Origin of the sequence: Rhodococcus sp. T7, assembly GCF_009872365.1 — a bacterium.
Classification (GTDB): domain Bacteria; phylum Actinomycetota; class Actinomycetes; order Mycobacteriales; family Mycobacteriaceae; genus Rhodococcus_F.
Window position 1 is genome coordinate 15,627 of the sequence record NZ_WXYH01000373.1, and the last position, 21,523, is coordinate 37,149.

General features: G+C 68.0%; 23 protein-coding genes and 1 pseudogene. 15 read left to right on the plus strand and 9 right to left on the minus strand.

Features of this window, described 5'->3' with window-relative positions; genetic code table 11:
* Nucleotides 1-85: 85 nt before the first annotated feature.
* From MLGJGCBP_RS40185 to MLGJGCBP_RS40205, 5 genes are read left to right on the plus strand one after another with little or no spacing between them, the layout of a single operon-like run.
* Entirely contained in the window at nucleotides 86-1,057 is a 972-nt protein-coding gene (locus tag MLGJGCBP_RS40185; RefSeq protein WP_160102895.1) for a DUF4129 domain-containing protein, read from the plus strand.
* Nucleotides 1,039-1,521, plus strand: coding sequence for a hypothetical protein (locus MLGJGCBP_RS40190; RefSeq protein ID WP_160102897.1), 483 nt, complete (start codon nucleotides 1,039-1,041; stop codon nucleotides 1,519-1,521). Before MLGJGCBP_RS40185 ends, MLGJGCBP_RS40190 begins: the two co-directional genes overlap by 19 nt.
* Nucleotides 1,518-2,474 (plus strand): AAA family ATPase, encoded by a 957-nt coding sequence (locus tag MLGJGCBP_RS40195; protein WP_160102899.1) that lies wholly within the window; start codon nucleotides 1,518-1,520, stop codon nucleotides 2,472-2,474. Before MLGJGCBP_RS40190 ends, MLGJGCBP_RS40195 begins: the two co-directional genes overlap by 4 nt.
* Nucleotides 2,475-2,487: 13 nt before the next feature.
* Nucleotides 2,488-3,732 (plus strand): DUF58 domain-containing protein, encoded by a 1,245-nt coding sequence (locus MLGJGCBP_RS40200; RefSeq protein ID WP_160102901.1) that lies wholly within the window; start codon nucleotides 2,488-2,490, stop codon nucleotides 3,730-3,732.
* Nucleotides 3,729-4,061: a hypothetical protein gene (locus tag MLGJGCBP_RS40205; RefSeq protein WP_160102903.1), complete on the plus strand. Its 333-nt coding sequence runs from the start codon at nucleotides 3,729-3,731 to the stop codon at nucleotides 4,059-4,061. Before MLGJGCBP_RS40200 ends, MLGJGCBP_RS40205 begins: the two co-directional genes overlap by 4 nt.
* Here the strand turns inward: MLGJGCBP_RS40205 and MLGJGCBP_RS40210 are convergent.
* The 3 genes from MLGJGCBP_RS40210 to kstD form a co-directional block, all read right to left on the minus strand.
* Nucleotides 4,040-4,567: a C40 family peptidase gene (locus tag MLGJGCBP_RS40210; RefSeq protein WP_087559459.1), complete on the minus strand. Its 528-nt coding sequence runs from the start codon at nucleotides 4,565-4,567 to the stop codon at nucleotides 4,040-4,042. The two genes, MLGJGCBP_RS40205 and MLGJGCBP_RS40210, sit on opposite strands and share 22 nt — an antisense overlap.
* Nucleotides 4,568-4,739: 172 nt before the next feature.
* Nucleotides 4,740-5,606 (minus strand): MaoC/PaaZ C-terminal domain-containing protein, encoded by an 867-nt coding sequence (locus MLGJGCBP_RS40215; protein WP_160102905.1) that lies wholly within the window; start codon nucleotides 5,604-5,606, stop codon nucleotides 4,740-4,742.
* On the minus strand, nucleotides 5,596-7,314 hold the full coding sequence (gene kstD, locus MLGJGCBP_RS40220; RefSeq protein ID WP_160102907.1) for a 3-oxosteroid 1-dehydrogenase: 1,719 nt from the start codon (nucleotides 7,312-7,314) through the stop codon (nucleotides 5,596-5,598). The genes MLGJGCBP_RS40215 and kstD overlap by 11 nt, the downstream gene beginning before the upstream one ends.
* A 147-nt stretch (nucleotides 7,315-7,461) precedes the next feature.
* On the opposite strand from kstD, the gene MLGJGCBP_RS40225 reads away from it, so the two are divergent.
* The 3 genes from MLGJGCBP_RS40225 to dmpG are packed head-to-tail and all read left to right on the plus strand — an operon-like array spanning nucleotide 7,462 to nucleotide 10,224.
* Nucleotides 7,462-8,247, plus strand: a complete 786-nt coding sequence (locus tag MLGJGCBP_RS40225) for a 2-keto-4-pentenoate hydratase (RefSeq protein WP_087559461.1) — start codon at nucleotides 7,462-7,464, stop codon at nucleotides 8,245-8,247.
* A gap of 10 nt (nucleotides 8,248-8,257) precedes the next feature.
* Nucleotides 8,258-9,160, plus strand: coding sequence for an acetaldehyde dehydrogenase (acetylating) (locus MLGJGCBP_RS40230; protein WP_160102909.1), 903 nt, complete (start codon nucleotides 8,258-8,260; stop codon nucleotides 9,158-9,160).
* Between the two features lie 44 nt (nucleotides 9,161-9,204).
* Complete coding sequence (gene dmpG / locus MLGJGCBP_RS40235) at nucleotides 9,205-10,224, plus strand: 4-hydroxy-2-oxovalerate aldolase (protein ID WP_160102937.1); 1,020 nt, start codon at nucleotides 9,205-9,207, stop codon at nucleotides 10,222-10,224.
* Nucleotides 10,225-10,263: 39 nt separating this feature from the next.
* Here the strand turns inward: dmpG and MLGJGCBP_RS40240 are convergent, their stop codons facing one another.
* From MLGJGCBP_RS40240 to MLGJGCBP_RS40250, 3 genes are all read right to left on the minus strand, one after another.
* Nucleotides 10,264-10,641, minus strand: coding sequence for a VOC family protein (locus MLGJGCBP_RS40240; protein WP_160102911.1), 378 nt, complete (start codon nucleotides 10,639-10,641; stop codon nucleotides 10,264-10,266).
* 140 nt (nucleotides 10,642-10,781) lie between these two features.
* Entirely contained in the window at nucleotides 10,782-11,129 is a 348-nt protein-coding gene (locus tag MLGJGCBP_RS40245) for a hypothetical protein (protein ID WP_160102913.1), read from the minus strand.
* Nucleotides 11,130-11,131: 2 nt separating this feature from the next.
* Complete coding sequence (locus MLGJGCBP_RS40250) at nucleotides 11,132-12,316, minus strand: Rieske 2Fe-2S domain-containing protein (RefSeq protein ID WP_160102915.1); 1,185 nt, start codon at nucleotides 12,314-12,316, stop codon at nucleotides 11,132-11,134.
* A 190-nt stretch (nucleotides 12,317-12,506) separates the two neighbouring features.
* On the opposite strand from MLGJGCBP_RS40250, the gene hsaA reads away from it, so the two are divergent.
* From hsaA to hsaB, 4 genes are read left to right on the plus strand one after another with little or no spacing between them, the layout of a single operon-like run.
* Entirely contained in the window at nucleotides 12,507-13,682 is a 1,176-nt protein-coding gene (hsaA, locus tag MLGJGCBP_RS40255; protein ID WP_160102917.1) for a 3-hydroxy-9,10-secoandrosta-1,3,5(10)-triene-9,17-dione monooxygenase oxygenase subunit, read from the plus strand.
* A gap of 8 nt (nucleotides 13,683-13,690) precedes the next feature.
* The gene (hsaD, locus tag MLGJGCBP_RS40260) at nucleotides 13,691-14,569 is read left to right on the plus strand and encodes a 4,5:9,10-diseco-3-hydroxy-5,9,17-trioxoandrosta-1(10),2-diene-4-oate hydrolase (protein ID WP_160102919.1); all 879 of its coding nucleotides are present in this window, start codon (nucleotides 13,691-13,693) and stop codon (nucleotides 14,567-14,569) included.
* Complete coding sequence (gene hsaC, locus MLGJGCBP_RS40265; protein ID WP_160102921.1) at nucleotides 14,569-15,471, plus strand: iron-dependent extradiol dioxygenase HsaC; 903 nt, start codon at nucleotides 14,569-14,571, stop codon at nucleotides 15,469-15,471. Before hsaD ends, hsaC begins: the two co-directional genes overlap by 1 nt.
* The gene (hsaB, locus tag MLGJGCBP_RS40270; protein WP_160102923.1) at nucleotides 15,468-16,055 is read left to right on the plus strand and encodes a 3-hydroxy-9,10-secoandrosta-1,3,5(10)-triene-9,17-dione monooxygenase reductase subunit; all 588 of its coding nucleotides are present in this window, start codon (nucleotides 15,468-15,470) and stop codon (nucleotides 16,053-16,055) included. Before hsaC ends, hsaB begins: the two co-directional genes overlap by 4 nt.
* 7 nt (nucleotides 16,056-16,062) lie before the next feature.
* Here the strand turns inward: hsaB and MLGJGCBP_RS40275 are convergent, their stop codons facing one another.
* The gene (locus tag MLGJGCBP_RS40275; RefSeq protein ID WP_160102925.1) at nucleotides 16,063-17,511 is read right to left on the minus strand and encodes an NAD-dependent succinate-semialdehyde dehydrogenase; all 1,449 of its coding nucleotides are present in this window, start codon (nucleotides 17,509-17,511) and stop codon (nucleotides 16,063-16,065) included.
* 114 nt (nucleotides 17,512-17,625) lie between these two features.
* Between MLGJGCBP_RS40275 and MLGJGCBP_RS40280 the strand changes: the two genes are divergently transcribed.
* The 3 genes from MLGJGCBP_RS40280 to MLGJGCBP_RS40290 all read left to right on the plus strand — a co-directional run bounded on the left by MLGJGCBP_RS40280 (nucleotide 17,626) and on the right by MLGJGCBP_RS40290 (nucleotide 20,255).
* Nucleotides 17,626-18,867: an aspartate aminotransferase family protein gene (locus MLGJGCBP_RS40280; protein WP_160102927.1), complete on the plus strand. Its 1,242-nt coding sequence runs from the start codon at nucleotides 17,626-17,628 to the stop codon at nucleotides 18,865-18,867.
* 69 nt (nucleotides 18,868-18,936) lie between these two features.
* Nucleotides 18,937-19,431: a DUF3830 family protein gene (locus tag MLGJGCBP_RS40285; RefSeq protein WP_087559473.1), complete on the plus strand. Its 495-nt coding sequence runs from the start codon at nucleotides 18,937-18,939 to the stop codon at nucleotides 19,429-19,431.
* Between the two features lie 2 nt (nucleotides 19,432-19,433).
* Complete coding sequence (locus MLGJGCBP_RS40290) at nucleotides 19,434-20,255, plus strand: PhzF family phenazine biosynthesis protein (protein ID WP_160102929.1); 822 nt, start codon at nucleotides 19,434-19,436, stop codon at nucleotides 20,253-20,255.
* A 19-nt stretch (nucleotides 20,256-20,274) separates the two neighbouring features.
* Here MLGJGCBP_RS40290 and MLGJGCBP_RS40295 read toward each other — a convergent pair whose 3' ends face one another.
* A complete protein-coding gene (locus MLGJGCBP_RS40295) occupies nucleotides 20,275-21,435 on the minus strand; it encodes an iron-containing alcohol dehydrogenase (protein ID WP_160102931.1) in 1,161 nt (386 codons plus the stop codon).
* 12 nt (nucleotides 21,436-21,447) lie between these two features.
* Nucleotides 21,448-21,523 (minus strand): annotated as a pseudogene (locus MLGJGCBP_RS54490) (methylmalonate-semialdehyde dehydrogenase); the annotation flags it as partial.

The following is a 21,523-nucleotide window of genomic DNA, read 5'->3' on the forward strand; positions in this document are numbered from 1 at the left end:
GAACATGCTGCGCCGTCCGCGGCCGTGAACGAGAGATTTTCTACGTCTCCGCGTGTCACGATGGAGGGGCAACTCGGGAGTGAGGATGCCGGACCGTCGCGTGATGAGCAGGGTCGTGCACACGGTCGCCCTGCTGGCGGCCGTCGTGACGGTCACCCTTGTGGTCAGGGCGGTTCCCGCGCCCGACACCCCCGCCACGACGGCGGAGCCGGGTGCGGGAGCGACGCGGGCGTTGGTCGTCCTCTCGGCGATCGCTGTCGTCGTCGCGGCCGTGGCGCTCGCGTCGGCCGTGCGCGGTGGACGTCCGCGGGTCGCCCCCGACCCGCCGACGGTCGGGCCGACCGGGAACACCGGGTCTTCGGTCTCGCGCCGGCACGTGGTCGGGTGGGCGGTGTTCGCCTCGCTTCTGGTGGCCGCGGCGTTCCTCCTCGGATCCGTCCGCGGCGACGAACCCGTCGACCGTCAGCGCGCGACGACCCAGGCCGCCGACGAGGGGGCCGACCGCACCGACCAGGTGGTGCCCGGCGAGACGGTCCCGCCGCCCGACGCGGTCGCCGAGGCCCGCGAGGATCTCGCGGAATTGTGGACCGCGGCAGCGATTGTCGGACCGATCCTGGTGACGGTGCTGATCCTCGGTGGCGTGGCACGGCGTCCCCTGAAGTCCCGCGTCGGCGCCTGGACGGCGCCGAGTTCCCCCGACGCTCCGGCGGGCGCGCAGTCGTTGGCCCGGGCCGCGGAGGAAGGTCTCGCCGTGGTCGTGGCGCCCAGTCTGCCGCCGCGCGAAGCTATCATCGCCAGTTACGCGGCGATGGAGGACGCGTTGCGGACGGCGCCGGGTGCCGAACCGCGGGATTCGGACACACCGTCCGAAGTGCTGGCTCGCGCAGTTCAGCTCGGGGTGCTGCGCTTCGAGGCGGCGGCGCCGCTGGTGCGGCTGTTCTCGGAGGCGCGGTTCAGCCCGCATCCGATGGGCGAACACCACCGTGACGAGGCCGCGGACCTGCTCCGCCGCGTGCTCGACGACCTGGGGAGTGACGCATGCTCGCCGTCGCCGTAATCGGTGTCGCAGCGGTACTGGCCGTGGAGGTCCCGCTGGTGGCCGCGGGCCGGTACGGCGCCGCCGTGCTGATCGCGGGAGCGGTGACCGCACTGGTGCTCTTCGAGATTCGGCAACGGATGGCACCGGCGGACGTCGACGACGAGATGTCGGGCCTGGAAGCGGAACGGGCCGAGGCGACGGCCCGCTGGATGGCGCGGACGGAATCGTTGATCAGCTGGGCGGACGGTACGCGCGGCGACTGGGACCACCATCTGCGTCCGCTGCTGGCGCGCGAATTCCAGCAGTCCACCGGACAGCGGCAGGGACTCGACCCCGCCGACACCGCCGCGGCGGGTGAGGTGTTCTTCGGCGACCTGTGGCGGTGGGTCGATCCGGACGGCGTCCAGCGCTCCGACAGGACCGAACCCGGTCCGGGCCGGGACGTCCTCGACCGGATCCTGCAACGACTGGAGCAGCTGTGACGATGCCCGCCGAGGTCACCACCGCGCGCGCCCACGCCGTGCTGGCAGAGGTCGAACGGGCGGTGGTCGGCAAACACGACGAACTCACGTCGATCCTGCTCGCCGTGCTCGCGGGCGGACACGTGCTCATCGAGGATCTGCCCGGACTCGGAAAGACGTTGGTGGCCCGCTCTTTCGCCGCGGCTCTCGGGCTCGACTTCACACGCGTCCAGTTCACCCCCGACCTGCTGCCCGCCGATCTGCTCGGCGCCACCATCTACGACATGCCGTCGGGACGGTTCGAGTTTCGCTCGGGCCCGATCTTCACCAACCTGCTGCTGGCCGACGAGATCAACCGCACCCCGCCCAAGACCCAGGCCGCGCTGCTCGAGGCCATGGCCGAGGGGCAGGTCAGCGTCGACGGCACCACCCGGATCCTGCCGCGTCCCTTCGTCGTACTCGCCACCGACAATCCCATCGAGTACGAGGGCACCTACCCGCTGCCCGAGGCGCAGTTGGACAGGTTCACGCTCCGGCTGAGACTGGGGTACCTCACCGAGACCGACGAGCACGAGATGCTGCGCCGACGGCTGGACAGGGGATCCGCCGCCGTCGTCGTCGAGCAGGTGGTCGATGCCGCCGACCTCCTGGCGATGCGGGAATCGCTCGAGCAGGTGAGTGTTCATCACGACGTCCTCGGGTACGTCGTCGCACTCGCGAACGCCACCCGGCATCACCCGCAGGTCGAGGTCGGGGCCAGCCCCCGCGCCGAACTCGACCTCGTCCAGCTGGCGCGGGCACGCGCCCTCCTCGCAGGTCGGGACTTCGTCATTCCCGAGGACATCAAGGCGCTGGCCGTTCCCGCTGTCGCGCATCGCATCAGCCTGCGGCCGGAGATGTGGGTGCGCCGCATCCGCAGCGACGACGTCCTCGCGGAACTGTTGCGCCGCCTCCCCGCGCCGAGGGCACGATGACGCCGAGGGAACAATGACGGAGCACCTGCTGACGTGGCGGGCGTCGCCGGCCGCCCTCGCCCTGACGACGTGCGCGGCCGTGGCACTGACTGCGGGTGTCGTGGGGAGGTGGTGGGAACTGATGGTGTTCGCGGCCCCGATGCTGGGCGCGCTCGGTGCGCTGACGTGGTTGCCGCGACCGGCCTCCGGAGTGCGGGTCGACAGTTCGGGCGACGTGCTGCGGTGCTTCGAATCCGAGTCGGTGCGGTTCTCGGTGGACGTGACGACGTGCGGCGGTGCGGCGGAACTGGCGGTGGCACCGGCGTCGTCCGACAACTACCGGGTCGAGCAAACCGGTGTCGGCGAGTACCTGGTGTCGGCGGACCGGTGGGGTCGATACATCCCCGCCCTGATCGTCACGGCGCGCGCGGGCGGTGGCCTGCTGACCGCGACGGCGCGGGTTCCCGCCGCGGAACTGCGGATCTTTCCGCTCGCACCGCCGATGCCGACGCCACTCCCGCACGCCCCGCTTCCGGACCGCATCGGCGCGCACCGCACCCGCCGATTCGGTTCGGGAGTCGAGTTCGGCGACATCCGGCCGCACGCCCCGGGAGATCCGCTGCGCAGCGTCAACTGGCCGGTCAGTGCCCGTCGCGGCAGGCTGCACGTGACCGAACGGATCATGGATCGGGCCGCCGACGTCGTCGCCGTACTCGACACCACCCCGCAGGCGCCCGGACCGGCGTCGGAGAGTCTGGACCGCACCGTCCGCGGGGCGACGCAGGTGGTGCAGACGGCCCTGCAGCGCGGCGATCGGGCGGGCGTCGTCGCCCACGGTCTCCGGCTGCAGTGGCTCGGCGCCGACATCGGGCGCAGGCAGTTCTACCGGATCCTCGACACGGTCCTGGACGGCGGAGGCGCCCCCTCGATCGACGCCGGCGGCGCAGTTGAAGGCACGTTGGTTCCGCGGGTCGCGTTGCCGCCGCGGGCGGTGGTCATCGCGTTCTCCACCATGCTGGACACCGGGTTCGCGCTGTCGCTGCTGGAGTTGCGGCGGCGCGGTCACGTGGTCGTGGCCGTCGACGTCCTCCGCGGTCCGCCGTTCGAGCGCGAACTCGACCCGATGACCGGCCGGATGTGGCGGCTCGAGCGGCGGAACATGTACCGGAACATGGGCGTCCTCGGCGTTCCGGTGGTGGCGTGGGAGGACGATTCGGCACTGGATCTGGCGCTGGCCCTCGCCGATCGGGCCCGCAGGCCGTCAGGAGCGCACCGATGAGATGGGTTGCGGTGCTCGCGGTGCAGGGGGCGCTGATCGCGCTCGTCCTGGGCGACGCGTCCGCGCCCGCGGCGGCCGCTGCCGGGGTCGCGGTGACGGCATTGCTGCTCGTCGCCTACGTCGGCCCCGCCCGGGGAATCCCGACGCTCCTGCTGGGGGCGGTCGCCGCCGGCGCCGTGGCCGTTCTCGCGGCGGCACTGCCGGACGTGCCCGCGTGGGCGGCCCTGCTCGGACCGGTCGCGGTGGTGGTGCTGTTCGTCGTCGCGGTGTGGCCGTACGTCGCCGGCCGTACCGCCACGGGCGACCGTCAGAACCGGCGGATGCCGTAGATGTGGAACTGCGACAGCGGCGCCAGACCCACCGGCACGCCGCGTCCGTACGCATTGAAGACCTGGCCGAAGCCCGCGTAGATGCCGATGTGCGACGCGTCGTCGTTGAGCACCACGATGTCGCCGGGAGCTAGCGCCCACAGCGGAATGGGGGCGCCGACCTCGGCCTGCTCCCAGGTGGTGCGCGGCAGGTTCACCCCGGCCTGCCGAAATGCCCACTGCACCAGGCCCGAGCAGTCCCACGCGTCCGGACCCGTTCCACCCCACAGATAGGGCTTGCCCGTCTGGGTCGTCGCGGCCGCGAGTGCGGCCAGCCCGGTCGGAGTGGGGATGGGCGTCGGAAGGACGGAAGAACCCATCGAACTGCCGCCGGTGCTGCCGCTGTCGGAACTGCCCGCCACCGGTGCGGCGTTCGCGGGAAGAGCGACGAGAGCGGTCGCACAGAACGCGAGAGCACCGGCAACGGCGGCACGGCGCACGGGACGGAGAGGTCTGCGCTGGGACACGAGGTCCCCCCTTTGTTTCGCTACTGCTCGTGAAGAGCCGTGGAACCGCCCCGACCATCGGTTGACACGTCTCGATGAGGTCACGGAAAGCGTACAAAGTGTTGCGGCGTCGTGCCTGGCAATTGCGAATATCCGCCCGAACTGGGCGAATTCGGTCAAGTTTCGGTAACTGTCACGCGCCGGCCAGGGTCAGGACCACGTCGGCCAGGGCCGGGGCGTGATCGCGCTCGGGGACCGTCGCCGAGATGAGGAGTCTGCCCGGTTCCTTCCAGATCCGCGTGTGCAGGGTCTCGCCGGGGAACACGACGCCGGCGAACCGGACCCGGAACCCCGCGACCTGCGCTGCGTCCGAGTCGAGGACCGCGTCCACGGCCGCCTTGCACACCATGCCGTAGGTGCACAGGCCGTGCAGGATGGGCGCGGGAAACCCTGCGGCGGAAGCGAACTTCGGGTCGGAGTGCAGGGGGTTGCGGTCACCGCACATCCGGTACAGCAGTGCCTGCTGCGGAAGGACGGGGGTGTCGACCTCGACGTCGGCGGGCCGGTCGGGCAGCGCGACGGACTGGGACGGTCCGCGCTCGCCGCCGAAACCGCCTTCGCCGCGGGCGAAGATCGACGACCGCCCGGTCCACAGGGGAGTGCCGTCGAGGTCGGTGGTCGCCGATTCCTGCACGATGACGGCGGCCTTGCCCTTGTCCCACACCTCGACGATGCGGGTGGTGGTGCGGGCCTTGCCCTCCGGGGGAATCGGCCGGTGCACCGTCACTTCCTGGGTGCCGTGGACCACCTTGGCGAGGTCGATCTCGACTCCCGGGAACGACACGCTCGGCGCCTCGGTGGCATGGAAATTCGCCGCGACCGTGGCGAACGTCGGAAGTACCTGCGGTGTCCCGTCGGTCAGGTAGCGCAACTCCTTCTCGTCGAGCGGGCGCGACCCGGCGCCGAGAGCGAGGTGGTAGTGCTGCACGTCGGAACTGGTCCAGGAGAACTCCTGGGTGGGCAGTTCGGCCCCGATGGCGATGTTCGGATCAATGGGCATTGGTGGCGTCTCCGGTCAGTGACGTCGGCGAGTCGGACTGGGCGGACTTCTCGAGGATATCGAGGACCGCGAGGTAGCCGAACGTCATCGCCGGACCGATGGTCGCGCCGGGGCCGGCGTACGTGTGGCCCATCACCGGACCGCTGGCATTGCCCACCGCGTAGAGGTTCTCGATGGTGCTGCCGTCCTGTCGGAGAACGCGCGCGTTGCGGTCGGTGCGGAGTCCGCCCTTGGTGCCGAGATCGCCCGGAACCATCTTGACGGCGAAGAACGGCGCCTTCTGGAGTGCACCGAGGCTGGGGTTCGGCTTGTTGCGGGGATCGCCGTAGTAGTGGTCGTATCCGCTCTCACCGCGGCCGAAGTCCTCGTCCTTGCCACTGCGGGCGAAAGTGTTGAAACGCGAGACCGTTTCGGTGAGCGCGTCGACGGGAACGCCGATCTTCCCGGCCAGTTCGGCGACGGTGCCCGCCTTGACGATGACACCGGCCTTCAGCCAGCGACCGGGGAACGGGGAGCGTGGGGTGACGCCGGCGAACGCGTACCGATCGCGGTACCGCTGGTCGAGGACGAGCCAGCACGGGACGTTCTCGCCGGGCCCGTCGCCCTGGCCGTGCGTCCCGCCGTACATCGCGTGCGTCGCCTCGACGTACGGTGCCGATTCGTTGACGAAGCGCTTGCCGGATTCGTTGATCATGATGCAGCCGGGCAGGCTCCGCTCGGACAGCGCGAACCACGGTCCGCCGGTCAGCGGGATGGACGGTCCCCACCAGGCGTCCTCCATCAGATCGAGAGCGGCACCGAGCTTTTCGCCGGCCCAGATGCCGTCGCCCGTATTGGCCTTCGCGCCGACGGTCCACTCGGTGCCGATCGGCGCCCGCTGGTACTTCTTGCGGGCCTCGTCGTTGTGCTCGAATCCGCCCGACGCGATCACCACGCCGCGTCGTGCCCGGAACACCTGCGGCTGTCCGTCGACCGTGGCGTTGACGCCCCGGACCACGCCGTCCTCCACGTACAGGTCGGTGAGCGGGGTGTCGAGCAGGATCGGGACGCCTGCGGCCTTCAGCCCGGCCTGCAGTCCGGCGACGAGGGCCTGACCGCGGACGAGCAGGCGCTTGCCGGTGAGTTTGGCGCCGAGGAACCGGAGCCCGACTCGGGCGGCCCGCAGCGGACCGCGCGGGTTGCGCATCAGGAGGTTCAGCCAGCGGTAATCGGCTTGGGTGATCACGAAATTCGAGGGGGCCTTGACGTAATCGGGTTCGAGCTTCGCGAGGTCGGCGCCGAGTTTCCGGCCGTCGAACGGGGTCGGCTCGACGGACCGTCCGCCGAGCCGGCCGCCGGGGGCCTCGGGGTAGTAGTCGGAGTATTCGGGCACCCACTGCAGTTTCAGCGGGCTGTTCTTCAACACGAACGACAGCATTTCGGGGCCGCGGTCGATGTAGGCGTCGATCCGGTCCTTCGGGACGACGTCGCCGATGATGCTGTGGAGGTAGGTCCGCGCGGCGTCGGTGGTGTCCTCGACACCGGCGGCGATCAGGGCCTCGTTGTTCGGGATCCAGACGCCACCGCCGGAGCGTGCGGTGGAGCCACCGAAGTGCGCTGCCTTTTCGAGGATGACGACGCTGAGTCCCTTGTGGGCCGCGGTCAGGGCCGCGGTCATACCACCGGCACCGCTACCGACGACCACGATGTCGTATTCGTGCTTGCTCATGTAGAACACGTTATAGAATGATGTTGTTGTCAGTCCATCCTTTCTGCCAGGAAGTATTACTGACGCCAACGAAGAAGAACGAAACACGTTGCAGTGAAAACCGGTCGGCGTGCGCACGCAAACGAACTTCAGGGAAGGCATCGAACCATGCTCTCGACGCAACTACGCACCGAGTTGGCGGATCAGCTCGACGCCGCGGAACGCAGCCGCGCTCCCATTGGTCCCCTGACCGCGGACCACCCCGACATCGACGTCGTCGACGCCTACGAGATCCAGCTCCTCAACATCCGGCGCCGGCTGCAGGACGGCGCGAAGGTCGTCGGGCACAAGGTGGGCCTGTCGTCGCTCGCCATGCAGCAGATGATGGGTGTCGACGAACCCGACTACGGCCACCTGCTCGCCGACATGGAAGTGTTCGAGGACCAACCCGTCGACACCGCCCGGTTCTGCTTCCCGCGCGTCGAGGTGGAGGTCGCGTTCGTGCTGGGCGCCGATCTCCCCGGCGAGGGCTGCACGGAACAGGACGTCCTCGACGCCACCGTGGCGTTCGCGCCGTCCATCGAACTGATCGACAGCCGGATCACCGACTGGAAGATCACCTTGCCGGACACGATCGCAGACAACGCGTCGTCCGCCGGTTTCGTGCTCGGCAAGAACAGGGTGCGACCGGCGGACATCGACATCAAGGCCATCGACGCCGTCCTGACGAGCAACGGCGAGGTCAAGGCAGAGGGCCGCAGCGACGCGGTGCTCGGCAACCCGGTGACCGCCGTCGCCTGGCTCGCGCAGAAGGTCGAGAGCTTCGGCGTGCGGTTGAAGGCCGGCGACATCGTGCTGCCCGGTTCCTGCACCCGCGCCATCGACGCGCACCCGGGCGATCACTTCCGCGCCGAGTTCAGTGGGCTCGGATCCGTATCCCTGCAGTTCAAGTAGGAGTCTGTTCATGACCAAGGCAAGTGTGGCGATCGTCGGCTCGGGCAACATCAGCACCGACCTGCTCTACAAGCTGCAGCGATCCGAGTGGCTCGAACCGCGCTGGATGATCGGGATCGACCCCGACAGCGAGGGTCTGGCACGGGCCCGCAAGATGGGACTGGAGACGTCCGCCGAGGGCGTCGACTGGTTGCTGAACCAGCCGGAGAAACCCGACCTCGTCTTCGAGGCCACATCGGCGTACGTGCACCGTGAGGCCGCACCGCGGTACGAGGCCGCGGGCATCCGCGCCGTCGACCTCACCCCCGCCGCCGTCGGACCGGCCGTGGTCCCGCCCGCCAACCTGCGCGAACACCTCGGCGCCCCCAACGTCAACATGATCACGTGCGGCGGGCAGGCCACGATCCCGATCGTGTACGCGGTCTCCCGCGTCGTCGACGTGCCCTATGCCGAGATCGTCGCGTCGGTGGCGTCCGTCTCCGCGGGCCCGGGCACCCGCGCCAACATCGACGAGTTCACCAAGACCACCAGCCGCGGCATCGAGACCATCGGCGGAGCGCGGCGCGGCAAGGCCATCATCATCCTCAACCCCGCCGACCCGCCGATGATCATGCGCGACACGATCTTCTGCGCGATCCCCGAGGACGCCGACCGCGCCGCCATCACCGAGTCCATCCACCGCGTCGTCGCGGACATCCAGCAGTACGTCCCCGGCTACCGGCTCCTGAACGAACCCCAGTTCGACGACCCGAGCGTCGTGTCGGGCGGGCAGGCGACGGTCACGACGTTCGTCGAGGTCGAGGGTGCAGGCGACTTCCTGCCGCCGTACGCGGGCAACCTCGACATCATGACCGCCGCGGCAACCAAGGTGGGCGAGGAGATCGCCCAGAAGCTCCTGAGTGTGGAGGCATGAGCACAATGGTCCATTTCGAAGGGGCGAGCGGAGCGACGGGAAATATGCGCAGCAGCTGGGACATCCGCGTCACCGACACCTCCCTGCGGGACGGTTCGCACCACAAGCGGCACCAGTTCACCGGTGACGAGGTCCGGGCCATCGTCGGTGCCCTCGACAACGCCGGGGTCCCCGTCATCGAGGTGACCCACGGCGACGGACTCGGTGGGTCGTCGTTCAACTACGGGTTCTCGAAGGTGCCCGAGCAGGAACTCATCTCGATCGCCGTCGACACGGCGAAGAACGCGAAGATCGCGTTTCTGATGCTGCCGGGACTCGGCATCAAGGACGACATCATCGTCGCCCAGGACAACGGCGCGTCGATCTGCCGCATCGCCACCCACTGCACCGAGGCGGACGTGTCCATCCAGCACTTCGGGCTGGCCCGCGACCGCGGCCTCGAGACCGTCGGGTTCCTGATGATGGCCCACTCCATCCCACCGGAGAAGCTCGCCCAGCAGGCCCGCATCATGGCCGACGCAGGCTGCCAGTGCGTGTACGTCGTCGACTCCGCGGGCGCGCTCGTGCTCGAGCAGGTATCCGACCGCGTCGAAGCGCTGGTGCAGGAACTCGGCTCGGACGCTCAGGTCGGCTTCCACGGTCACGAGAACCTCGGCCTCGGTGTCGCCAACTCGATCGCCGCGGTCCGGGCGGGTGCCAAGCAGATCGACGGCAGTACACGACGATTCGGTGCCGGCGCCGGAAACGCACCGGTCGAGGCGTTCGTCGGGGTGTGCGACAAGATCGGCGTCAAGACGGGCATCGACTTCTTCGCCATCGCCGACGCCGCCGAGGACGTGGTGCGGCCCGCGATGCCCGCCGAATGCCTCCTCGACCGGCAGGCCCTGATGATGGGGTACGCCGGCGTCTATTCCAGCTTCCTCAAGCACGCCGAACGCCAGGCCGAACGGTACGGCGTCTCGTCCGCCGAACTCCTCGTCCGCGCGGGCAAACGCAAACTCGTCGGCGGCCAGGAGGATCAGCTCATCGACATCGCGCTGGAACTACAGCGCGAGCGCCCGTGAGTACTTCTTAACGTCCGGCGGTTAACAAGTACTCACGGGTCAGCGGGCGGTCTCCCACAGCCCGACGACGTTTCCCTCGGAATCGGTGAAGTACGCGGCGAAACCCATGTTCCCGACGGCGGTCCTGCCGGTGACGGTCTTCCCGCCGAGGGATTCGATCTTCTCCAGGGCTGCATCGATGCTCTCGACGTCGACGGTGACCAGGGGAGAGGTCACCTCGCCGCGAGCCATCATGCCGCCGTTGATGTACCCGGGTTCGTCGGGCATGCCGCTCTCGCCGACGGGGCCGGTGGTGACCATGCTGTATTCCATGTCGGGGATCTCGGCGATGGCCCACCCGAATGCGTCCCGATAGAACGCTCGTGCGCGGTCGCCGTCGTCGAAGGGGATCTCGAAGTGCACGATTCGGCCTGTCATGGCACGCCTCCGGTGGTTCGGCTGACGCCGCCGCGTCCGACGGCACATTCCAGCGTAAGCGCCCGATGTGACATTCGTGCAGGTCCTGACAGCACGAATGTCACATTGGGCGATCTACCCGGGCGCGTAGGCGCCGGCGACTATTCGACTCGATCTCGCACGTCGATGAACCCCTCCATCACCGCGTGATCGATGCTGTCCCACAGCCGCGGGCACCCTTCCCGGAGCGCGGTGGACTTTCCCTCGCCGACGGCGTCCCGGAATGTCGGGCACGTCTTCGCGGGGTCGTCCGTCCACTGGACGCTCGTGTGCTTGAGGCTGTTCTTGCGCACCAGCACACAGGTTCCGCACGTACGGCACTCGACTTCGTTCATTCCGTCGTCGAGGTAGGTGGCCTTGTCGGCCACCGTCTGCGCATGAATGGCCTCGAGCCGAGCAGGCTGCCCGGCGAAGTCGGGAGCTTTGGCCCATTCGGTCGAGGCACTCATGATCAGACCTGCGCTTCCCTGCTGTCGGACCGCGCCGCGGTCGTGTTCTCGGACCCCTCGGCGGCCTCACGTTCGGCCTTCTGCCGGGCCAGGTTCTCCTCGACCTCGTGCTGCCAGGCCTCGTTGGCCTTGGTGGTGTCGACCTCGAACTCGAAGCGCTGCGTCATCTTGTCGGTGACGTCGGCGACGTCGACGTAGAACTGGTCGTACCAGCGTCGCAGCTGGTAGACCGGACCGTCTTCGTCGCAGAGCAGGGGATTGTCGATCTTGGTCTTGTTCTTCCAGATCTCGACGTCCTGCAGGAAGCCCTCGGCGATGCCCTCGGTGAACTTCGCGGCCAGTTTGTCGGCCGTCACGTCGTCGATGCCGGTGGGCTTCTTGACGGTGACGCCGTACTGCAGCATGAACGAATTGTTCGTCACCGGATAATGGCAGTTGATGAGGACGCTCTCGACCTCGTACCCGCCGTAGCTGTTCCACAGCGGATTGATCATGTAGGACGGGCCGTAGTACGCGGCCTCGGAGCGCAGCAGCGATTCCATGCCGTACTGAGTCGCCATCCCGACGTCGGGGCGGCCCTTCGTGTTGAGGTACTGCGTCGCGACGTGGCCTTCGAAGACGTTCTTGAAGTACGTCGGGAACGCGTAGTGGATGTAGAAGAAGTGCGCCATGTCGACCACGTTGTCGATGATCTCGCGGCAGTTGGAGCCCTCGATCAGCATCGAGTTCCAGGTCCAGTCGGTCCACTCGTCGCTGTAGGCGCCCTCGATGCGGGGGATGGTGACGTTCTCCGGCGGGGGATTGCCCTCCGGGTCGTTCCACACGAACAGTTGACCGTTCTGCTCGAGCGTGGTCCATGCCCGGGTGCGGGCGATCGGGGGTACCCGGCGTGCGTAGGGAATGCTGGTGCACTTGCCGTTGCCGCCCCAGCGCCAGTCGTGGAACGGGCAGGCCACGGAATCGCCCTTCACGGTGCCCTGCGACAGGTCTCCGCCCATGTGCCGGCAGTACGCGTCCAGAACCTTCAGTTCGCCCTGGCTGTCGGCGAAGACGACGAGTTTGGTGCCGAATGCCTCGATCGAATGCGGTTTGCCGTCCTTGAACGTCTTGGTCAAACCGAGGCAGTGCCAACCACGCGCGAAGCGCGTCTGGACCGTGCCCACATCGATCTCGCGAATCTGCGCCATTGTGCCCTCACATCCCTTCATGCTGTTAGTAGAACACGTTATAGAACTTCGATGCGATCCGCCAGATTTTCGGGGGCTTTGTTCCAGACCCGGGCCGTCAAACAGCACCTTTGCCGGTATCTCGACATAAATGGGAACGTGTTCTAGTCTCAGAAGACAAGTGAACCATCGAACGAGACAGGAGCGTCCTGTGGGTGACCATGACAGTCACGATGTGATGCAGCGGCTCGACGCACTACTGCCGACGCTGCGAGAGCGTGCGCAGGAGACCGAGGATCTCCGTCGTATCCCCGACGATTCCATGAAGGCGCTCCAGGAGACCGGATTCTTCCGGTTGCTTCAGCCCGAACAGTGGGGTGGTTACCAGGCGGATCCGGTGCTGTTCTACTCCGCGGTGCGGAAGATCGCGAGCGCCTGCGGTTCCACCGGATGGGTCTCGTCGATCATCGGTGTCCACAACTGGCACCTCGCGCTGTTCTCCCAGCAGGCGCAGGAGGACGTGTGGGGCAACGACACCGACGTCCGCATCTCGTCGTCGTACGCGCCGATGGGCGCAGGCCAGGTCGTCGACGGCGGATACACGGTCAACGGCGCGTGGGCCTGGTCGTCCGGCTGTGATCACGCCACCTGGGCGGTGCTCGGCGGGCCCGTCATCAAGGACGGCCGCCCCGTCGACTTCGTCAGCTTTCTGATTCCCCGCGAGGACTACCGGATCGACGACGTGTGGAACGTGGTCGGGCTCCGCGGAACCGGCAGCAACACCGTCGTGGTCGAGGACGTGTTCGTCCCGACGCACCGCGTGCTCAGCTTCAAGGCGATGAGCACCCTCACCGCTCCCGGGCTCGAGCGCAACACCGCGCCCGTGTACAAGATGCCCTGGGGAACAATCCATCCCACCACCATCTCCGCGCCGATCGTCGGAATGGCGTACGGCGCGTACGACGCCCACGTCGAGCACCAGGGCAAGCGGGTCCGCGCGGCGTTCGCAGGCGAGAAGGCGAAGGACGACCCGTTCGCGAAGGTCCGCATCGCCGAGGCCTCGAGTGACATCGACGCCGCGTGGCGCCAGTTGTCCGGCAACGTCGCCGACGAATACGCCCTGCTCGTCGACGGCCGGGAGGTCCCGTTCGAGCTGCGGCTGCGGGCGCGTCGCGACCAGGTGCGTGCCACCGGCCGCGCCATTTCGTCCATCGACAAACTGTTCGAGAGTTCGGGGGCCACCGCGCTGGCCAACGGCACGCCGCTGCAGCGGTTCTGGCGGGATGCGCACGCCGGACGCGTCCACGCTGCCAACGATCCCGAGCGCGCCTACGTCATGTACGGGGCAGGCGAATTCGGGCTGCCCATCACCGACACGATGGTCTAGGAGAACACGTGACGACGACCGAAGAAGCCCTCACGTTCGAGTCCACCTCGAAGTTCGCCCAGGTCCGGTCCGACCTGAAGTTGCACTACCACGAGGCCGGCGTCGGCAACGACACCACGATCGTGCTGCTGCACGGCGGCGGTCCGGGTGCGTCGTCGTGGTCGAACTTCGCCAGGAACATCCCGGTTCTCGCCGAGAAGTTCCACGTGCTCGCCGTCGATCAGCCGGGGTACGGGTTGTCGGACAAGCCGACCGAGCACCCGCAGTACTTCGTGCACAGTGCGTCCGCGCTGAAGGATCTGCTCGACACCCTCGACATCGGCGGACGCGTCCACCTGCTCGGTAATTCTCTCGGGGGCGGTGCCGCGGTGCGTTTCGCGCTGGACTACCCGGACCGCGCCGGCCGACTGGTGCTCATGGGGCCGGGCGGGCTGAGCGTCAACCTGTTCGCCCCGGACCCGACCGAGGGTGTGAAGAACCTCGGCAGGTTCGGCTACCAGCCCACCCGGGAGAATCTCGAGGCGTTCCTGCGGATCATGGTGTTCGACCAGAACCTGATCACCGACGAGCTGATCGACGAACGGTTCGCCGCCGCGAGCACCCCGGAGTCCCTCGCCGCCGCCAAGGCGATGGGAAAGTCGTTCTCCTCGGCCGATTTCGAACTGGGCATGCTGTGGCGCGACGCCTACAAGCTGCGGCAGCGGGTGCTGCTGATCTGGGGTCGCGAAGACCGGGTCAACCCGCTCGACGGGGCTCTGGTGGCATTGAAGTTGATCCCGCGGGCGCAGTTGCACGTCTTCGGCGGCTGCGGGCACTGGGCGCAGCTGGAGAAGTTCGACGAGTTCAACCGCCTGGCAACCGATTTCCTCCTGGACGGGGGTAAGTGATGAGTATTCGTTCACTGGCGTATATGCGCATCGAGGCCACCGACATGGCCGCGTGGCGCGAATACGGCCTCAAGGTGCTCGGCATGGTCGAGGGCAAGGGCTCCGACCCGGACGCCCTGTATCTGCGGATGGACGGCTTTCCGGCGCGTCTCGTGATCGTCCACGGGGAACACGACCGGCTGTCGGTGTCGGGCTGGGAGACGGCCAATGCGGCGGAGCTGCAGGAGGTTCGCGACAACCTGTCGGCGGCCGGTGTCGCGTTCAAGGAGGGCACGGCCGAGCAACTGCAGGACCGCCGGGTCGACGAGTTGATCACGTTCGAGGACCCGTCCGGCAACACACTCGAGGCCTTCCACGGCGCAGCCCTCGAGCACCGGCGGGTGGTCAGCCCGTACGGGCACAAGTTCGTCACCGGGGAGCAGGGTCTCGGGCACGTCGTCCTCTCGACGACGGACGACGACGCGTCGCTGCGCTTCTACCGCGACGTGCTCGGCTTCCGCCTGCGCGATTCGATGCGGCTGCCCCCGCAGATGGTCGGGCGGCCCGCGGACGGCAAACCGGCGTGGTTGCGGTTCTTCGGCTGCAATCCGCGTCACCACAGCCTCGCGTTCCTGCCGATGCCCACGCCCAGCGGCATCGTGCATCTCATGATCGAGGTCGAGAACTCCGACGACGTCGGGTTGTGCCTCGACCGCGCGCTCCGCAAGAAAGTCAAGATGTCGGCCACGCTCGGCCGTCACGTCAACGACCTGATGCTGTCGTTCTACATGAAGACGCCCGGCGGGTTCGACGTCGAATTCGGTTGCGAGGGACGTCAGGTGGAGGACGAGAGCTGGATTGCGAGGGAGAGCACGGCCGTCAGCCTGTGGGGTCACGACTTCAGCGTCGGGATGCAGCCGTGAGCGAGGTGACCGGGGACGGGGCCGTCGCGGCCGCGGCGATCGATCCGCGACGGTTCCGGACCGTGCTCGGCCAGTTCTGCACCGGTGTCACCATCATCACGACCGTCGACGACGGCGAACCGGTGGGGTTCGCCTGCCAGTCGTTCGCCGCGCTGTCGCTGGAACCGCCGCTGGTGCTGTTCTGCCCGACCAAGACGTCGCGGTCGTGGGCGGCGATCGAACGCAGCGGCGTGTTCTGCGTCAACGTGCTCGCCGAAGAGCAGCAGTCGACGTGCGCCCGATTCGGGTCCCGTGAACCGGACAAGTTCGCCGGCATCGACTGGACGGCGTCGCCGCTGGGTTCGCCGATCCTCACCGGTTCGCTCGCCCACGTCGACTGCTCGCTCGAGAGCGTGCACGACGGCGGGGACCACTGGGTGGTGTTCGGCCGAGTCTCCTCCCTGAGCGAGATCAGGGAGGAGCGGCCGTTGCTGTTCTACCGCGGTCAGTACACCGGCATCGAACCGGACAAGACCGTGCCCGCGCCGTGGCGCGACGACCTCGAGGCGTTCCTCACGACGTCGTCGGAAGACACCTGGCTCTGAGGCGATTTCACATCGCGACGCCGATGTATTTGGTTTCGAGGAACTCGTCGATGCCGGTGGTCCCGCCCTCGCGTCCGAGCCCCGATTCCTTGACCCCGCCGAACGGTGCGGCCGGGTTCGACACCACACCCTGGTTGAGCCCGACCATGCCCGACTCCAGTGCCTCGCACACGCGGATGCCACGCTTGAGGCCCTCGGTGTACACGTAGGCCACCAGCCCGTACGGGGTGTCGTTGGCCCGCTCGACGGCCTCGGCCTCGGTCTCGAACGTGCTGATCGCGGCCACGGGGCCGAAGATCTCGTTGTGGCACATCTCGGCGTCGTCGGGGACGCCCGTCAGCACCGTCGCCGGGTAGAAGTTGCCCGGGCGGTCGAGTGCCTCACCGCCGGTGAGTACCGTGGCGCCGCGGTCGATCGCGTCCGCGACGAGGCTGCTCACCTTGGCGACGGCGGCCTCGTCGATCAGCGGTCCGACGACGACGCCGTCCTCGGTGCCGCGGCCGACGGGCAGGGCCTCCATCCGCTGCGTGAGCTTGCGGGTGAATTCCTCGGCGACCGAACTGTGCACGAGGATGCGGTTGGCGGCCGTGCAGGCCTGGCCGATATTGCGCATCTTCGCGGCCATGGCGCCGTCGACCGCGTCGTCGAGATTCGCGTCGTCGAACACGAGGAACGGTGCGTTGCCGCCGAGTTCCATGGACGTGCGCATGACGGTGCGGGCGCACAGTTCGAGCAGATGCTTCCCGACCTTGGTCGAACCTGTGAACGACAGCTTGCGGGCCCGGCCGTCGAGGATGAGGGGAGTGATGACCTCGTCGGGGCTGGACGTGGTGACGACGTTGACGACGCCGTCCGGCAGACCGGCCTCGGTGAGGATGTCGGCGAGCGCCAGGATCGACAATGGCGTCTGGGCCGCGGGTTTGATGACGGACGTGCAACCCGCGGCGATCGCGGGCCCGATCTTGCGGGTGCCCATCGCCATCGGGAAGTTCCACGGGGTGATGAGCAGGCTCGGACCGACGGGCTGTTTGGTGACGAGGAATCGTGATCCGCCGCCCGGCGCCGTCGTGTAACCGCCGTCGATGCGGACGGCCTCCTCGGCGAACCAGCGGAAGAACTCTGCGGCATAGGCGATTTCACCACGCGCCTCGGTGAGCGGCTTGCCCATCTCGAGCGTCATGACGAGCGCGAGCCGGTCGACGTTCTCGAGCAGCAACCGGTGCGCGTTCACGAGGATGGTGCTGCGTTCGCGGGGCGTCGTGGCCGCCCACGACGGTTGCGCGGCGACAGCGGCGTCGAGCGCCTCGCGGGCCTCCGCGGCGTCGGCGTCGGCGACCGTACACAGGAGCTGTCCGGTGGACGGGTCGTGGACCGGCATGGTGCGCGCGCTGTCGCGCCACTTGCCGCCGATGAACAGGCCGGTCTGCACCGATCCGATTGCTGCGTCCTCGAGCATGATTTTTCCCCGTTCTCCGTTGCCGTAGGGACGGTCCCCATGTTATACAGATTGTCAACAATCTGACAATGCACTTGCCGACATCGAAGGCATCTACGCGTGGGAGGGTTACCCGTGACTCGGCTATCTCCACTGCTCGCTCAGGCCACACCCGTGACGGTCGATCACGGTGAAGGTTGTTACCTCTACGGCACCGACGGCCGGCGCTACCTCGACTTCACCGCGGGCATCGGCGTCACCAGTACCGGGCACTGCCACCCCCACGTCGTGGAGGCCGCCCGCAGGCAGGTCGGCTCCCTGATCCACGGCCAATACACCACGGTCATGCACCAGCCGATGCTCGAACTGGTCGACCGGCTGGGGTCGGTGCTGCCCGAAGGGCTCGACTCGTTGTTCTTCGCGAACTCGGGAAGCGAGGCCGTGGAGGCGTCGCTGCGACTGTCGCGGCAGGCGACCGGTCGGCCCAACGTGATCGTCTTCCACGGCGGTTTCCACGGGCGCACCGTCGCGACGGCGACGATGACCACGTCCGGCACCCGGTTCTCGGCCGGCTTCAGCCCGCTGATGGGCGGCGTGCACGTGGCACCGTTCCCCAACGCGTACCGCTACGGCTGGTCCGAGGAGGAGGCGACCGCGTTCGCGCTCAAGGAACTCGACTACATCTTCGCGACGCTCACCGCGCCGAACGAGACGGCCGCGTTCATCGTCGAACCGGTACTCGGCGAGGGCGGGTACGTGCCCGGCAACACCGCGTTCTTCCAGGGACTCCGCGAACGCGCCGACCGGTACGGCATCCTGCTCGTCATCGACGAGATCCAGACCGGATTCGGTCGCACCGGCAAGTTCTTCGGGCACCAGCACTTCGACGTCCGCCCCGACATCATCACCATCGCCAAGGGGCTGGCCAGCGGCTTCCCGCTGTCGGGCATCGCGGCGTCCGAGGAACTGATGTCCAAGGGCTGGCCGGGGTCGCAGGGCGGAACGTACGGCGGCAACGCCGTCTCCTGCGCGGCCGCGGTCGCCACGCTCGAGGTCATCGAGAAGGAAGACCTCGTCGCCAATGCCGCCGCCAGGGGCGCGCAGTTGCTCGACGGTGCCCGCCGGAACGCCATCGAGGGGATCGGCGACGTCCGAGGCCTCGGACTGCTCGTGGGCAGCGAGTTCACCGCCGCCGACGGCACCGCGGACCGTGCGAAAGCGGCTGCGGCGCAGCAACTGGCAGCGAAGAAGGGGTTGCTGCTGCTGACCTGCGGCGCCCACATGAACGTGGTCCGGATGATTCCACCGCTCATCGTCACGGCAGACCAGATCGAGGACGCCCTGAAGATCTGGTCCGAGGTGCTCGACGAAGTGTGACCAGCACCTGTGAGTACTTGTTAACCGCCGGCGGTTAACAAGTACTCACAGGCGACGAAGGAGGCATACATGGCTCGCTACATCACCATCACCCTGGACAAGCGCGGCGTGACGTGCCGCGCCCGGCTTCTCGACGAGGACGCGCCGCTCACGTGCGACGCGGTGTGGAACGTCCTTCCGCAGAGCGGCGACGCGTACCACGCCAAGTACGCGCGCAACGAGGTGTACACGCTGATCCCGCGTATCACGGCGGCACCGCGACGGGAAAACCCCACCGTCACACCGATTCCCGGCGACGTGTGCCTGTTCGACTTCGAGCCCTGGGAGATCGGCAACTCCGCCTACGGGTACGAGCCCGGCTCCGAGGCGCACGCCGCGCAGGGGGCCACCGACCTCGCGATCTTCTACGGCCGCAACAACCTGCTGCTCAACGGCGACGTCGGCTGGGTGCCCGGCAACGTGTTCGCCGCCATCGAAGAGGGTCTGCCGGAACTGGCGGCCGCGTGCAACGACCTGTGGATGCGCGGCGTCGAGGGCGAGACGATGAGCTTCGCACGGGCCTGACCATGAGGCTGGACATCTATCAGATCGACGCATTCGCCGCCGGACCGTTCGAGGGCAACCCGGCGGCGGTGATGCCGCTGACCGAGTGGCTGGACGATTCAGTTCTCCAGCAACTGGCCGAAGAGAACAATCTGTCCGAGACGGCGTTCTACACCGCGCGCCTTCCCACCGACGCGACACCTCACGACCCGGCGCATCCGGCGTATCACCTGCGGTGGTTCACGCCGGCGGTCGAGGTGGACCTGTGCGGTCATGCGACGCTCGCCGCCGCCGCGCAGATCCTCGAGGACCTGAACCCGGACGCGAACCGGATCCAATTCTGGACGCGCAGCGGCTGGCTGACCGTCGATCGGGGACCGGACGCCACCCTGGTGATGGATTTTCCGGCAGAGGTGCCGGTGCCGACCGCCGCCGATCCGCGGGTCGTCGCAGCACTCGGCATCCCGGTGCGGGAAAGCCTGAAGGCCACCGACCTCGTGTTCGTCGCGGAATCCGAACACGACATCGCGTCGATGGCCCCCGACTTCGCCGTGATCAGCCCGCTGAAGGTGCGCGGCGTCGTCGTCACCGCATCATCGGACCTGGACGGGGTCGACTTCGTGTCGCGATGGTTCGGTGCCGCGGCTGGGGTGAAGGAAGACCCGGTGACCGGTTCCGCGCACTCGCAGATCGCGCCGTACTGGGCTGCCACGCTGGGGCGTGGCAGCCTCGTCGGACGGCAACTGTCGGCGCGCGGCGGAACCGTTCACTGCGACGTGCGCGGCGACCGCGTCCACCTGTCCGGAACCTACCGGCGGTACCTCAGGGGAACCGTCGAGTTCTAGCTCCGGACGGCGTCGCTGCCTACGCGAAGACCTCCGCGTACAGCGTCTCGATCTGCTCGGCGGTGGGCGCGACCGGGTTGTTGCCGGGTGACCCGGACGCCAGCGCCTGCTGCGCCATCAGCGGGACGAGGCCGTCCCAGGCGTCGCGATCGATCCCGTATTCGAGCGGGGTCGGCACCTTCAGGTCGTGACACAGCGTGCTCAGTGTCTCGACGAGGAACTGCGCGGCGACGGAATCGCCCGCCGATTCCGATGCGGCGCCGAACGCCCGCGCGCAGTCGGCGTACCGGCTCTCCGCCCCCTGCACGGAGAACGCCGTGATCGCGGGAAGCAGCATCGCATTCGACAGTCCGTGTGCGACATGGAAATGCGCACCGATCGGCCTGCTCATCCCGTGGACCAGCGCCACGCTCGAGTTGGAGAACGCCATGCCGGCCTGGGTGGACGCGACCATCATCGCTTCTCGCGCGGTGCGGTTCTCACCGTCCGCGTAGGCCGTGCGGATGTGCTTGCCGATGGTGCGGATCGCGGCGAGAGCGAGTCCGTCGGTGAACGGCTGAGCCTTCTTGCTGACGTACGCCTCGATGGCGTGGGTGAGGGCATCGATTCCGGTGTCGGCGGTCAGCCGCGGTGGCATCGACATCGTGAGTTCGAAATCCACGATCGCGGCTATCGGCAGGAACGACAGCCCCGGACACAGCATCTTCTCGTCGGACGCACTGTCGCTGATGACCGTGAACTGCGTCGCTTCCGAGCCGCTGCCCGCGGTGGTCGGGATCGCGATGATCGGCAGCGCCTTCCCGGTGTACACGTGAGGTGCCTTGTACGAGCGCATCTCGCCGCCGTTCGCGGACAGCACGGCCAGCGCCTTCGCGGTGTCCATCGGACTGCCGCCGCCGAATCCGATCACCGAATCCGCCCGGTGTTCGGCGACGATCCTCAGCCCGTCCGTCAGGGAATCGGTGGTGGGGTCGGGCACCGTGCCGTCGAACAGGGCCGGGTCCTTGCCCGCCGACCTGAGGAGGGCCATCACCCGGTCGGCCGCGCCGGTGCCGACGAGGTAGGAGTCGGTGACGAGAACCGGTCTCTGCAGGCCCAATTGGTCGACGACCGAGCCGATCTCGTCGACTGCTCCGGCCCCGATGCTGGCGAAACGGGGGAGTGAGAGGTGTGTGCTCATGGGAGAGGTTCCTTATGCGTTCTGGGGGAATCCGAGGTTGAGGCCGCCGTGGCTGGGGTCGAGCCAGCGGGTGGTGACGACCTTGCCG